We start from the raw sequence: 16,931 nt of genomic DNA on the forward strand, positions 1-16,931 counted from the left end.
CCAGACGATTGGCGTGGATACCGCTGCGCCAACGCTCTCCGTCGATACGCTCGCGCAGGACAACATCATTAATGCCGCTGAGCACAACCAGCCGCTGACGCTGAGTGGTAAAACCAACGCGGAAGCCGGGCAGATTGTGACGGTGACGCTGAACGGCAAAAATTATAACGCCACGGTGGGCAGCGACGGCACCTGGTCCGTCACGCTGGCGGCCAGCGAGGTGCAGGCCCTTAATGAGGGTCACCACACCCTGACGGTGAACGTCAGCGACAAAGCGGGCAACGGCTCGTCCGTGACCGCGGATTTCACGGTGGATACCAACGCGCCGGTTGTTACCATCAACACCGTCGCGGGCGACGATATCCTCAACACCAGCGAGCAGGGACAGGCGCAGATTATTTCAGGGCAGGCGAGCGGCGCGGCGGCAGGCGATGTCGTCACCGTGACCCTTGGCGGCCAGACCTTCACCGGCGTCGTACAGGCAGACGGCAGCTGGAGCGTGGGCGTTCCTGCCTCCGTCGTCGGCGCGCTGGGCGAGGGCAACCACACCCTTGCCGTATCCGTCACCGACGCAGCGGGAAACACTGGTAGCGCCACGCACGGCATTGCGCTAAGCGGCAACCCGCCGGAATTTACGATTGACGCCATCAGCCAGGACAACGTGCTGAATGCCCGGGAGGCGATGCAGCCGCTGAGACTGAGCGGCACCAGCAACCTGCCGGACGGCAGCACCGTTACCGTGACGCTGAACAACGTCAGCTATCAGGCGACCGTCGAAAACGGTATCTGGGCGGTTCAGGTGCCGGTATCCGACGTCCTGAATCTGGCGAACACCCTTTATAACGTCAGCGTCAGCGGCACCGACAGCGTGGGTAACAGCGGCTCCGCAGAGGCGAATCTGCTGGTCGATACCGTGCTGCCGAAGGTGATCATTAACACCTTTGCGGGAGATAACCTGGTTAATAACGCCGAAGCGGGCGTGGACCAAACCCTCAGTGGCCGCGTTACCGGCGCGGCGGCGGGCGATACGGTGTCTGTTACCGTTGGCGGTAAGAATTACAGCGCCACGGTGGGCAGCGATCTGACCTGGGACGTCACGATCCCTTCAGCGGATCTTCAGGCGTTCGGCGACGGGGATTTGACCTTTACCGCCTCCGTGACCAACGGGCACGGTAATACCGGCACCGGCGAGCGCGATATCAATATCAACGCGGAACTGCCGGGTCTGCGCGTAAACACCATTTCCGGCGATGACGTAATCAACGCCATCGAGCAGCAGCAGGATCTGACCGTCACCGGCGCCAGCACCCATCTGGCCGCAGGTACGCCGATTGTCGTCACCATCAACAACGTCGACTATCAGGCCGTGGTGACCGCCAGCGGCGGCTGGAGCATTGGCGTTCCTGCTGCGGATTTGCAGGCCTGGACGGCCGGAGGTATGACGGTCAGCGTCAGCGCAGAAGATGCCTGGGGCAACACCGTTGCGGCTGAACACCCGCTTGAACTCGATCTCAACGCCGTGGCGGTCACCATTGATACCGTCTCCGGCGATGACCTGCTGAACGCGGCAGAAAAAGGGAGCGATTTAACCCTTTCCGGCCAGACGCAGGGCGTGGAGGCAGGGCAAACCGTGGTGGTGAAATTTGCCGACCAGACTTTTACCGCGCAGGTGCAGCAGGATGGCTCCTGGAGCCTGACCGTCCCGGCGAACGCCATGGAAACGCTGATTGACGGGCGGGCGCAGGTAAGCGTCAGCGTGACCAACGTCAGCGGCAACAGCGCGGACGCCTCACGCGTGGTGACCGTCGATACGCAGCCGCCGACCATTACGCTCGATAATCTGACCGACGACAACATCATCAATGCGGCAGAAGCGCAGCAGGATCTGGTGCTCAGCGGCAGCACAACCGCTGAAGCGGGCCAGACGGTCACCGTGACGCTGAACGGCAAAAACTATCAAACTACCGTACAAGTTGACGGCACCTGGACGCTGAACGTGCCTGCCGCCGACGTTGGCGCGCTGGCAGACGGCACTGTCACCGTGACGGCCTCCGTCAGCGACGTGGCAGGTAACAGCAGCAGTGCGGACCGCGTTGGGCTGGTGGATGCCACCGTGCCGCAGGTGACCATTAATGACTTTGTCACCGACACCAACACCGTTAACCAGCTGGCCCATTCTCAGGCGCAGATCCTGAGCGGCTCCGTCACCGGCGCGGCGGCGGGCGATTTGGTCACCATCACTATTAATAACGTGGACTACACCACCGCGGTGGACGCGGCGGGCAACTGGAGCCTCGGCCTGCCTGCATCCGTCGTTCAGGGGCTGACGGACGGCACCTGGACTATTAACGTCTCCGTGACCGATCGCTCCGGCAACACCGGCAGCAGTTCTCTGGATGTGGTGGTGAATACCGTGACGCCTGTTATCGGTATTAACACCCTGGCCGTAGATGACGTGATCAATGCGGCAGAGAAGGGTGAAGATCTGCTGCTTTCCGGTACCAGCAACCAGCCGGAAGGGACCACCATCACCGTAAACCTGAACGGTATCAACTACACCACCACCACTAACGCCAGCGGCAGCTGGAGCGTAACCGTGCCAGCCTCTGCGGTGAGCGCGCTGGGCGAAGCCAATTACACCGTGACGGCGAGCGTTACCGATAATGTGGGCAACAGCGCCTCAACTTCGCACGATGTGCTGGTGGACAGCGCGTTGCCGGTCGTCACTATCAACACTTTCGCGACCGACAATATCGTCAACGCGGCGGAAGTCACCGCAGGGCAAACCCTGACCGGGAAGGTCTCTAACGCGGCATCGGGCGATACCGTCACGATTATCCTCGGCGGGCAGACATACACCGCTACCGTGCAGGACGATCTCTCATGGAGCCTGCCGTTAACCGAGAGCCAGTTAACCGCGCTCGGCAACGGCGAACTGACCGTATCGGCCAGCGTCACCAACGCGCACGGCAACACCGGTTCGACTTCGCTGGACTTCACCATCGACGCCCAACTGCCGGGCCTGCGTATTGATACCGTGGCGGGTGATGATGTCATTAACGTCATCGAGCACGCTCAGAACCTGATTGTTTCCGGTTCAAGCACCGATCTGGCAGCGGGCAGCACCGTCACGGTGACCATTAACGGCAAGATCTATTCCGCAACCGTACTGGCGGACGGTACCTGGCAGGCGGCGGTTCCGGCAGCGGACGTGTCCCAGTGGGCGGATGGTTCGCTGGATATCAAGGCAAGCGCGCAGGATCCTTCCGGCAACCCGGTGACTATCGGCACCATCGTGGACGTCGATCTCGCGCCGGTCGCCGTCAGCATCAACAGCGTGACCGCGGACAACGTGCTCAACGCGGCAGAAAAAGGTCAGGATCTGGTGCTTTACGGCTCCTCCGCGAACGTAGAAGCGGGCCAGACCGTCACCATCACCTTTGCGGGTAAAACCTACACCACGACGGTGAACGCCAACGGCGACTGGACGTACACCGTACCGGCAGCCGATTTGAGCGGCCTGAAGGACGGCGACGCCAGCGTGCAGGTCAGCGTGAGCAACGTGAACGGCAACGCGGCGTCGTCTGCGCAGGAGTTCAGCGTCGATACCGCCGCGCCAACGGTGACCATCAATACCATCAGTGGCGACAACATGCTGAATGCGGCTGAGGCAGCGCAGGATCTGACCCTGAGCGGGACGTCCACTGCCGAAGCAGGCCAGACGGTTACCGTAACCTTCAACGGCAACCAGTACACCGCGCAGGTGCAGGCTGACGGTAGCTGGACGCTGGTCGTGCCGGCAGCCGATCTGGCGGGCATCACCGACGGCAGCGCGGCGGTCACGGCGACCGTGTCCGACAAAGCCGGCAACCCGGCCAGCGCGGATGCCTCCGTGCTGGTGGATACCACCGTACCGCAGATTAGTTTCAACATCGTCGCGGGCGACGACATTGTGAATATTGCCGAGCACGGCCAGGCACTGATCGTCTCCGGCAAGGTCACGGGCGCGCAGGCGGGTGACGTCATTACCGTCACCCTGAACGGCAAAGACTACACCGCGATGCTGGACGCGTCCGGAAGCTGGAGCGTGGGCGTTCCGGCGGCAGACGTGGGCGCGCTGGCTAACGGCGAGCAGACGATCTCCGCGACCCTCACCGACAAAGCGGGTAACAGCACCACCGCCACGCATGAATTTGACGTCTCCCTGGCTGCGCCGGAGATTGCCTTCAATACCCTGGCGCTTGACGACGTGATTAACGCGGTCGAGAAAGGCCAGGATCTGCTGATTTCGGGCACCAGCAACCAGCCGGAAGGTACTGCCATTACGGTGATCCTGAACGGCATCAGCTATGCCGCGACCACCAACGCCAGCGGCGGCTGGAGCGTGACCGTTCCGGCGGCGAACGTCTCTGCGCTGGGCGAAGCGAGCTATACCGTCACGGCAAGCGTGACCGATAGCGCAGGCAACGGCGCGAACGCCAGCCATAGCGTGCTGGTCGACAGCGCGCTGCCACAGGTTACCATTAACGCAATCGCCATCGATGACGTGATTAACGCGGCGGAAGTCGCTTCCGGACAAACCCTGAGCGGGAAGGTGAGCGGCGCGACGAGCGGTGACACTGTCACCCTTTCAATTGGCGGCAATACGTATACCGCGACGGTTCAGGACGATCTGAGCTGGTCGGTCAACGTGCCGTCCGCGGCCTTAACCGCCATCGGTAACGGCGATCTGACGGTGTCAGCCAGCGTCACTAACGGCCACGGCAACACCGGCTTCGGCGAGCGCGACATCACCATCGACGCCAATCTGCCGGGCCTGCGCGTCGATACTGTGGCGGGCGACGACGTGATTAACAGCATTGAGCATGCGCAGAACCTGATTATTACCGGCTCCAGCGACGGCCTGGCAGCGGGCGCGGCGCTGAGCGTGATCGTCAACGGCAAAACCTACGCGGCCACGGTGCTGGCAGACGGTACCTGGACGGCGGCCATTCCGGCGGCAGACGTCAGCGCGCTCGGCGCAGGCACGGTCACCGTGAAGGTCGAGGGAAATAGCGCGGCAGGCAACCCGGTCTCCATCAGCCACGACGTGAAGGTCGATCTGGCGACGGTTGCTATCAGCATTGACGCGATTGCTACCGACGACGTGATTAATGCGGCAGAAAAAGGCGCAGATCTGGTGCTTTCAGGTTCCACCAGCAACGTGGAAGAGAACCAGACGGTTTACATCACGTTCGGCGGCAAGTCCTACACGGCGAAAGTGGATGCCAGCGGCAACTGGACGGCGACCGTGCCGTCGGCAGATCTGGCTGGGCTGAAGGATGGCGACGCCAGCGTGCAGGTGAGCGTCACCAACGTAAACGGCAACAGCGCCTCGGCGGGACGCGAGTACGGCGTGGACGCCACCGCGCCGACGGTCTCCATCGAAATCGTCAGCGACAACAACATCATCAATGCCGCCGAAGCGCAGCAGGATCTGGTCGTCAACGGCGTCTCTAACGCCGAAGCGGGCCAGACCGTGACCGTCACGCTGAACGGCGTGGATTACACCACCACCGTGCAGGCAAACGGCAGCTGGAGCGTGACCGTGCCTTCTGCGGATGTGGGCGCGATTACCGACGGGAACTATACCGTCAGCGCCGCCGTGTCGGACAAAGCGGGCAACCCGGCCTCCGCTGCTCGCGATGTGCTGGTCGATACCACCGTGCCACAGCTGACCATCAACACCGTTTCCGATGACGACGTGATCAACAGCGCCGAGCACGGGCAGGCTCTGATCGTTACCGGCTCAGTGACCGGCGCGGCGGCGGGCGACGTGGTGACCGTCACCATCAATAACAAAGATTACACGGCGACGCTGGATGCGTCCGGCAACTGGAGCGTGGGCGTGCCTGCGGCGGACGTCGGTGCCCTGACCGCCGGGGATTACACCATCACCGCGGCGCTGACCGACAAAGCCGGAAACAGCAACAGCGCGACGCGCGAGGTGGAAGTCAACCTGAGCGCGCCGGTGCTGACCATCGACACCGTCTCCGGTGACGATGTGATCAACAGCAGCGAGAAAACGCAGGATCTGACCATCACCGGTACGGCTTCCGGACTGGCGGCGGGCGCGGTGGTGACCGTGATGCTCAACGGCAAAGCCTACAGCGCCACGGTTGAGGCCAACGGCCAATGGTCCACGACGGTTCCGGCGAGCGAGGTGGGGCAGCTGGGTGAAGCGCTTTACACCGTCACTGCCTCCGCAACGGACAGCGTCGGCAACAGCACCAGCACTTCGCACACCGTGAACGTGGAGTCCGTTCTGCCGGGCGTCACGATCAACACCGTGGCAGGCGATGACGTCATCAACGCGGCAGAAGTGGCCGCAGGTCAGACTATTAGCGGCACCGTGGTGAATGCCGAAGCGGGCAACACCGTGACCGTAACGATTGGCGGCAACAGCTACACCGCGACGGTACAGAGCGATCTGACCTGGTCCGTCGATGTACCGGAATCGGTCCTGACGGCGCTGGGCAACGGCGATCTGATTGTAACCGCCAGCGTGACGAACGGCGTGGGCAACAGCGGCAGCGGCGAGCGTGAGATCGCGATAGACGCCAGCCTGCCGGGCCTGCGCGTGGACACCGTGGCGGGCGACGACGTGATCAACAGCATCGAACACGGACAGAACCTGATTATCACCGGCTCCAGCGACGGGCTGGCGGCGGGTGCGGCGCTGACCGTGACCGTAAACGGCAAAACCTATCCGGCGACCGTGCTGGCGGACGGCACCTGGAGCGCCGCAATCCCGGCGGCGGACGTGGGTGCGCTGGCCGCAGGCACGGTTACCGTGACCGTTGCGGGCCAGAGCAGCGCCGGTAACCCGGTTTCCATCAGCCACGATGTGACGGTGGATCTGGCGAACGTCGCTATCAGCATCGACGCCATTGCCACCGACGACGTGATTAACGCGGCGGAGAAAGGGGCGGATCTGGTGCTCTCCGGCACCACCTCAAACGTGGAGGAAAATCAAACCGTCACCATCACCTTCGGCGGCAAGAACTACACCGCCACGGTGGACGCGGCGGGTAAGTGGACCGCCACGGTGCCGGCTGCGGATCTGGCGGGCCTGAAGGACGGTGACGCCAGCGTGCAGGTAAGCGTCACCAACGTCAACGGCAACAGCGCCTCTGCGGGCCGCGAGTACAGCGTGGATGCCACCGCGCCATCCGTCACCATTAATACGATTGCGGCTGACGACATTCTGAACGCCACGGAAGCGCAGTCTGACCTGGCGATTTCCGGCAGCAGCACCGCCGAAGCGGGCCAGACCGTGACCGTGTCGCTGAACGGCAAAGACTACACCACAACCGTCAGCGCGGACGGCAGCTGGACGCTGAACGTTCCGGCGGCGGATCTGGCGGCGCTCAGCGACGGCAGCGTGACCGTAACCGCGAGCGTGTGCGACAAGGCGGGCAACCCGGCATCCGTAAACCATAACCTGACGGTGGACGTGACCGTCCCTGCGGTCACCATCAACGCCGTGGCGGGCGACGACGTGATTAACGTCGCCGAGCACGGTCAGGCGCAGATTATCAGCGGCACTGCCACAGGCGCGGCAGCGGGCGATAAGGTCACCGTGACCATCGGCGGCCAGACTTACACCACCGTACTGGACGCGGCAGGTAACTGGAGCGTGGGCGTCCCGGCGAGCGTGATTTCTGGCCTCAGCGACGGCACCGTGACCGTCACTGCGTCTGTTACCGACGCGGCGGGCAACACCGGAAGCGGCACCCATAACGTCACCGTCGATACCGGTCTGCCATCGGTCAACTTCAACGCCATCAGCGGCGATAACGTTCTGAATGCGGTGGAAAAAGGTCAGGATCTGAGCGTCAGCGGCACCAGCGCCAACCTGGTGGAAGGCACCGTGGTGACCGTGACCCTGAACGGTAAGAACTACACCGCAACGACCGCGGCGGACGGCACCTGGAGCCTGACGGTTCCGGCTGCGGATCTGGCCGGTCTCGGTCAGGCCAGTTACACCCTCAATGCGACCGCCACCAACGGCGTGGGCAACAGCGTGAGCAGCGCTGCGAACCTGCTGGTCGACACCGCGCTGCCGACCGTCACCATCAACACCGTGGCGGGCGATAACGTTATCAACGCGGCGGAAGTGGCGGCAGGCCAGACCCTGAGCGGTACCGTGGCGAATGCCGAAGCGGGCAACACCGTAACCGTGACCATTGGCGGCAACAGCTATACCGCAACGGTGCAGAACGATCTGAGCTGGTCCGTGAACGTGCCGTCTGATGTGCTGACCGCACTCGGCAACGGCAGCCTGAGCGTGACGGCAACCGTCACCAACGGCCACGGCAACACCGGCAGCGGCGAGCGTGAGATCGCGATAGACGCTAACCTGCCGGGCCTGCGCGTGAACACCGTGGCGGGCGACGACGTGGTCAACAGCATTGAGCATGCGCAGAACCTGATCGTTTCCGGCTCCAGCGACGGGCTGGCGGCGGGCACGGCGCTGACCGTTACCGTGAACGGCAAAGACTATGCGGCGACGGTGCTGGCGGACGGCACCTGGAGCGCGGCGGTTCCGTCTGCGGACGTGAGCGCGTGGCCGGAAGGCACAGTAAAAATCAGCGTCACCGGCGACAGCGCGGCGGGTAACCCGATTACCATCAGCCACGACGTCACCGTCGATCTGGCCTCTGTTGCCATCAGCATCAACGCCATTGCCACCGACGACGTGATCAACGCGGCGGAGAAAGGGGCGGATCTGGTGCTGTCCGGCGCGACCACCAACGTGGAAGCCGGGCAGACCGTCACCCTGAGCCTGAACGGTAAAATCTACACCACTACCGTAGAAGCAGACGGCAACTGGACCTATACCGTGCCGGCTGCGGATCTGGCGGGCCTGAAGGACGGCGACGCCAGCGTGCAGGTGAGCGTCACCAACGTGAACGGCAACAGCGCCTCGGCGGGCCGCGAGTACAGCGTGGATGCCACCGCGCCGTCCGTCACCATTAATACGATGGCGACTGACGACATCCTGAACGCCACGGAAGCGCAGTCTGACCTGGCGGTTTCCGGCACCAGCTCCGCCGAAGCGGGCCAGACCGTGACCGTGTCGCTGAACGGCAAGGACTACACCACAACCGTCAGCGCGAACGGCAGCTGGACGCTGGACGTTCCGGCAGCGGATCTGGCGTCGCTCAGCGACGGCAGCGTCACCGTGACCGCGAGCGTAAGCGACAAGGCGGGCAACCCGGCATCCGTAAACCATAACCTGACGGTGGACGTGACCGTGCCTGCGGTGACCATCAACACCGTGGCGGGCGATGACGTGATTAACCTCGCTGAGCACGCGCAGGCGCAAATCATCAGCGGCACCGCCACCGGCGCAGCAGCGGGCGATAAGGTCACCGTGACCATCGGCGACCAGACGTACACCACCGTGCTGGACGCGGCGGGGAACTGGAGCGTGGGCGTTCCGGCCAGCGTGATTTCCGGCCTCAGCGACGGCACCGTGACCGTCACTGCGTCTGTTACCGACGCGGCGGGCAACACCGGCAGCGGCAGCCATAACGTCACCGTGGACACCGGGCTGCCGTCCGTGGGCTTCAACGCCATCAGCGGCGATAACGTCCTGAACGCGGTGGAAAAAGGTCAGGAACTAAGCGTCAGCGGCACCAGCGCCAACCTCGCGGAAGGCACCCTGGTGACCGTGACCCTCAACGGAAAAAGCTACACTGCAACGACCGCCGCAGACGGCACCTGGAGCCTGACGGTTCCGGCGGCGGATCTGGCGGGTCTGGGCGAAGCGAATTACACCCTGAGCGCAGCCGCGACCAACGGCGTGGGCAATAGCGTCAGCAATACGGCGAATCTGCTGGTCGACACCGCGCTGCCGACCGTCACCATCAACACCGTGGCGGGCGATAACGTCATCAACGCGGCGGAAGTGGCGGCAGGCCAGACCATCACCGGTAAGGTGGCGAACGCGGAAGCCGGTAACACGGTGACGGTGAACATCGGCGGCAACAGCTACACCGCGACGGTGCAGAGCGATCTGACCTGGTCCGTGAGCGTGCCGGAGTCCGTCCTGACGGCCCTGGGCAACGGCGATTTGACTGTGTCGGCGACCGTCACCAACGGCCACGGCAATACCGGCGCGGGCGAGCGCGAAATTGTTATAGACGCCAGCCTGCCGGGTCTGCGTATCAATACCGTGGCGGGCGATGATGTGATCAACAGCATCGAGCACGGACAGAACCTGATCGTCACCGGTTCCAGCGACGGGCTGGCGGCGGGCACCACGCTCACCGTGACCGTTAACGGCAAAACTTATGCGGCCTCCGTGCTGGCGAACGGTACCTGGAGCGCGGCGATCCCGGCCGCAGACGTGGGTGCCATGGCAGCAGGCGCGGTGACCGTCACCGTGGCAGGCCAGAGCAGCGCGGGCAACCCGGTCTCCATCAGTCACGACGTCACCGTCGATCTGGCGGCCGTGGCTATCAGCATCGATGCGATCGCCACCGACGACGTGATTAACGCGGCGGAGAAAGGCGCGGATCTGGTGCTCTCGGGCAGCACCTCGAACGTGGAGGAAAACCAGACCGTCACAATCGCCTTCGGCGGCAAAACCTACACCGCGAAAGTGGATGCCGACGGCAACTGGACGGCCACCGTGCCTTCCGCGGATCTCGCGGGCCTGAAGGACGGCGACGCCAGCGTGCAGGTGAGCGTCACCAACGTGCACGGCAACAGCGCGACGGCAGGCCGCGAGTACAGCGTGGATGCGACCGCGCCGACCGTGACGATTGATACGGTGGCAGGTGATAACGTGATTAACGGCAGCGAAGCGGCTGCGGGCGTGGCCATCTCCGGCACCACCACGGCGGAAGCCGGGCAGACGGTCACCGTGACGCTGGGCGGCAAGGGCTATACCGCTCAGGTGCAGCAGGGCGGTATCTGGAGCGTCAACGTACCGGGCACTGACCTCTCCGCACTGGCCGATAACGGTTACACCGTGCAGGTCAGCGTGAGCGACGCCGCGGGTAACCCGGGCAGCGCGGGCAAAGCGATTACGCTTGATACCACGCCGCCGTCCGTCAGCTTTAAGGCTGTGGCGGGCGATGACGTCATCAACAGCGTGGAGCACGGGCAGGCGCAAATCGTGAGCGGCACGGCAACCGGCGCGAGCGTCGGCGATAAGCTGGTCATCACCATCGGTTCAAACCAGTACACCACCACCGTTGACGCCAGCGGCAACTGGAGCGTGGGCGTTCCGGCCAGCGTGATTTCTGCCCTGACCGACGGCACCGTGACCATTAGCGCGACCATTACCGACAGCGCGGGCAACAGCAGCACCCAGACTCACGATGTGGTGGTGAATACGGCTTCCGTGGCGCTGACGGTGAACACCCTCAGCGGTGACGACGTCATCAACGCGACAGAAGCGGGTAGTTCGCTGGTGATTAACGGCTCCAGCGCCCAGTTCGCCAGCGGGACGCAGGTCACCGTGACGCTGAACGGCAAGACCTATACGGCCACCATCCAGAACGACGGCAGCTGGACGACCACCGTTCCGGCCGCAGACGTGGGTGCCCTGGCCGATGGCGCGAGCTATCAGGTATCCGTGTCGGCGCAGGATAGCGCGGGCAATAGCGCCTCGGCGACGCACGGCATCAGCGTGGATACCACCGCGCCTGTCGTGAGCATTGCGACGCTGTCGGGTGACGACATGCTGAACGCGCTGGAAGCGCAGCAGCCGCTGACGGTACACGGGTCGACCAGCGCGGAGGCGGGCCAGACCGTCACCGTGACGCTGGGCGGCAAAACCTACACTGCGCTTGTGGGCAGCGACGGCACCTGGACGCTCGATGTGCCGGCGGCAGATCTGGCTATTCTGAGCCAGGGGGCGCTGACGGTCACCGCGTCGGTCAACGACAAAGCCGGTAACGGCGGCCAGACTACGCACACCTTAACGGTGGATACCGCTGCGCCGACCCTGACCATCAGTACCGTGGCGGATGACGATATCGTCAACAACGCGGAGCAGCTGGCGGGTCAGACCATCCGCGGCACCACCACGGCAGAACAGGGCCAGACGGTGACCGTTTCCTTCAGCGGGCACAGCTATCAGGCGACCGTCGGGGCGGACGGAACGTGGTCGGTCTTCGTGCCGGGGCGTGATTTCCTCGGCCTGAGCGACGGGGATTACACCATTACCGCGTCGGTAAGCGACAGGGCGGGCAACCCGGGTAGCGCAACGCATGACGTGACGCTGAACGGCGATGTCCCAACCATCACCATTAACACCTTTGCGCAGGACGATATCGTCAACGCGGCCGAACACGGCACGCCGCTGGTCGTCAGCGGCACCACCGACGCGCCTGCGGGCCAGACGGTGACCATCACCCTGAACGGCAAAACCTACGCGGCGACCGTGCAGAATGACGGCACCTGGAGCTACACGGTGGGCAGCGCAGACGTCACCGCGCTGGCAGACGGCGGTTCGTACATGATTAAGGCGCAGGTCAGCAACGCCATCGGCAACAGCGGCAGCGATAACCACACCGTCACCGTCGATCTCACCGCGCCGTCGATGGGCATCAGCATTGATTCGCTGCAAAACGACACCGGCCTGAGCGCGACGGATTTCATCACCAACGATAAGCAGGTAGTGGTCAACGGCTCCCTGACCGCGCAGCTCGGCAATAACGAGAAGGCGCAGATCAGCCTCGACGGCGGCACCACCTGGATTGACCTGACGGTGACCGGCACCACGTGGCGCTACACCGATGGCCGCACCCTGACGGACGGTACGTATCAGTACCAGGTGCGGGTGATTGATAGCGCGGGTAACGTGGGGGCAACGGACAGCCAGGACGTGGTGATTGACCTGACGAAGCCTGCTGCAACGACCATTACCGTGGATTCCGTTACCCAGGATACCGGCCTGTCCGGCAGCGACTTTATCACCAGCGACAACCAGATCAGCCTGAAAGGGACGCTCGGCGCGGCGCTGGGCAGCGGCGACCACGCGCAGATCAGCCTCGACGGCGGCGTCACCTGGACCGACGTCAGCGTGAGCGGCCTGACCTGGACCTACGTGGACGGTCGTACGCTGGCCGACGGGGATTACAACTACCAGCTGCGCGTGATTGACGACGCGGGCAACATCAGCGCCACCGCCAGCCAGGTCGTGACGATTGATACGGTTGCGCCGGACGCCAGCAAAACGATCGCTATCGACAGCATCAGCGACGATACCGGCCTGAGCAGCAGCGACTTTATCACCAACGATACGTCCCTGACGCTGCACGGCTCGCTCGGCGCGACGCTGGCCGACGGCGAGTATGCCCAGATCAGCATCGACGGCGGCGTCACCTGGCAGAACGTAATCGTCACCGGCAACAGCTGGTACTACGTGGACGGACGTACGCTGGGTAACCAGACCTATGACTACTACGTGCGCGTGGTGGATGCGGCGGGCAACGTGGGCGCCAGCGCCCATCAGCAGGTGACCGTCGATACGGTCGCCCCGGATGCGGCGATTACGGTGACGGTGGATAACATCACCGTGGATACTGGCTTCGACAATAACGACTTCCTGACCAGTTCGACCTCGTACACCCTGCATGGCACGCTTGGCGCAGAGTTAGGGGCGGGTGAGTACGTGCAGGTGAGCATGGACGGCGGCAGCACCTGGGTGTATGCCACGGTAAGCGGTACCCAGTGGCGCTATAACGACACGCGCACCCTGGCCGACGGCGATTACAGCTATCAGGTGCGGGTAGTCGATCAGGCGGGCAACGTTGGTGCTACTACCACCCAGACCGTGACGGTAGATACCCAGGCGCCGCAGTACGGCATCACCATTGACAGCATCAGCGAAGATACCGGCCAGTCCGGGAGTGATTTCATCACTATGGACACCACCCTGACCATCAACGGCTCGCTGGGCAGCGCGCTGGCGAGCGACGAGAGGGTGCAGATCAGCCTTGACGGCGGAAACACCTGGGTTGACACCACGGTGACTAATCAGCGCTGGACCTACACCGATACCCGCGATCTGCCTGACGGGGATTACACCTACCAGGTGCGGATTATCGACCAGGCGGGCAACGTCGGCTCCACCGCCTCTCAGGTGGTGACGGTGGACACCACGCCGCCAGCTACGGTAGGCACGGTAGTGAGCTATACCGACGGTGAAGGCGAGCGTCAGGGCACCTTTGGCAGCACGGTGGCCACGGACGATAACGCACCGCTGATCAACGGTACGCTCAACCGCGCCCCTGAAGACGGCGAGATCGTCCAGCTATACCGCGACGGCGTTCTGCTCGGTCAGGTGACCATGAACGGCAGCGCAAGCTGGTCCTTCCAGGATAACGGCCTGAGCGATGGCAACCACACGTACATCGTGCGCGTGACCGACAAAGCCGGTAACTACACGGAATCCGACGGCTTCGTGCTGAACGTTGATACCAGTATCCCGACCACCACGGCGGCGATTACCGCCCAGACCACGTCAGATACCACCCCAATCGTCAGCGGTACCGTCTCCGCCGACCTGGTGAATGGCGAGTATCTGGTGGTGACGGTGAACGGGAAAACCTACACCTCCCAGACGGGGGGGGCCGTGGTAGTCGACCCGGATCACAATACCTGGTACCTGCAGATCCCGGACGGCGATGCCCTGAGCGTGGCGGGCTACAGTGTGACGGCGCAGGTGAAGAGCAGCGCGGGTAACGGCAATACCACCGGTACGGCGACCGGCAGCCTGGTGATTGATACCACCACGGTGAATACCGACTGGGCGACCACGGCGGGGAACAGCAACAACTCCACCATGACCCTCGGCATGAACAGTAGCGGTCTGTGGAATATCATTGCGAACACTCAGGCTTACTCCAGTAGCGATAGCTCGACCTATGCCGGCAATACGCTGACCAACACCCGCGGCTACTACGTGGTGAGCCAGACCGCCGCCGACTTTGACCGTAACGGCACGCAGGATATCTTCGCGACCGAGAATACCTACGCCGGGTCTACTCAGGTGATGTGGACCTACGATGGCAGCACCTATAACGCCAGCCAGCTGGCGATGGGGACCACCATCTGGTACGGCGGCGTGATTGCGTACGATAAAACCGGCGATGGCTATCTGGATCTGGCTTACGGCGATGCCGGTATGGACTCACTGACCTACCTGGTGAACAACAACGGCGTTCTGTCGCCGGACGGCACCGGCGGGGAGGGCGGTTTCTACGGTCAGTTCGATTCCGGGCGTGAAATCTCCGGCGTCGACCTGAACAACGACGGTACGGTGGATATTGTCCAGCACACCAACCGCAGCGGCGCGTACTCGTTAACCGTGATCAACAACAACGGCAACGGCACGCTCTCCATCGGCCAGAACCTGACCAACGTGTTTGTGGTAAACGCCGCGAATACCACCACGGCGGCGTCCATGACGTGGGCGGATTTCAACGGCGATGGCTACATGGATCTGTACCTGGGCAGCAGCTACAACAACAACGGCGGGGTGATCTACTACAACGACGGTACCGGGAAGCTCTCGACCACCAAGAGCGCGGTGGAAGCCTCTAACGCCACGGCGGGGTATCTCTCGGTGGCGGTGGACTGGAACGGGGACGGGCAGATGGACATCGTCAAGCTCAGCACCTACGGCGGTTCACAGACGGCAACCCTGTTCACCAACAACGGCTACGGTTCCAGCTGGACCGCCAGCCAGCTTAAAACTGGCCTGGCCTACGCCACCGGCGTGGCGGCAGTGGACTACAACTGGGACGGCGCGAAGGATCTGCTGGTGTCGCAGCAGAACGGCAAGGTGGTGCTGGTGCAAAACAGCGCCAAAATTGCCGACGGTACCGCGATGCACCTGCACATTGTCGACAGCGAGGGCATCAACGCCTACTACGGCAACACGGTCAATCTGTACAACGCCGCGGGCGTGTTGGTGGCGTCGCAGATCATTAACGCCCAGTCAGGTATTGGTTCGAACGATACCTCTGCGCTGGTGAGCTTCTACGGGCTGGATCCGAATGAGACCTATTCGGCCGAGATCCTGAAGATCACCAACGGCGTGTCGGATAACGTCACCTGGAGCGGTCTGGAGGCGGGCAACGGCAAAGAGGGCTACGTCCTGACGGCCGAAGCGGCCACCGGCGGCCACAGCGGGACCCTCACCGGGACCGGGTATAACGACACCTTTATCGCAGAAGATGGCACCTATACCTACAACGGTTCCGGCGGCTGGAATACCCATTCTGACTACGACACCTGGAGCAACACCGGCGGGATGGACGTGGTGGATTACCGCAATGCGACCTCCGGCGTAACCGTTGATTTGCGTCTCTCTACCGCGCAGGACACCGGGTTCGGTACGTCACGACTGCTCAACATTGAGGGCATCAACGGCTCGAACTTCGACGACGTCATTACCGGCAACAGCGGTGATAACCAGTTCGAAGGCCGCGGCGGGAACGACACCTTCAACATCGGCAGCGGCGGTCACGATACGTTGCTCTACAAGCTGATCAACGCGTCGGACGCGACGGGCGGTAACGGTCACGACGTGGTGAACGGCTTCACCGTCGGCACCTGGGAAGGGACCGCGGACACGGATCGTATTGACCTGCGCGATCTGCTCTCCGGCAGCGGCTATACCGGCACGGGCTCGGCGAGCTACGTGAACGGCGTGGCCACGCTGGACAGCAGCGCGGGCAACATCACCGATTACGTCCGCGTGGTGCAGAACGGCAGCAATACCGAAATCCAGGTGGATCTGGACGGTACCGGCGGCCAGTTCTCGCCAACCACCCTGGTGACGCTGAACGGCGTGCAGACGGACCTGGCGACGCTGCTGGCGAATCATCAGCTGTTAATTGCGTAAACCAACGCCGCGGGGA

Annotated in this window: 1 protein-coding gene; it reads left to right on the forward strand. The window is 63.3% G+C overall.

The features are described from left to right. The first annotated feature begins 13 nt into the window (after positions 1 to 13). A complete protein-coding gene (locus tag OKF39_RS11785) occupies positions 14 to 16,915 on the forward strand; it encodes an Ig-like domain-containing protein (RefSeq protein WP_479983808.1) in 16,902 nt (5,633 codons plus the stop codon). Positions 16,916 to 16,931 lie beyond the last annotated feature (16 nt).

The organism is Enterobacter cloacae complex sp. HYC042_NIDB (assembly GCF_056673315.1).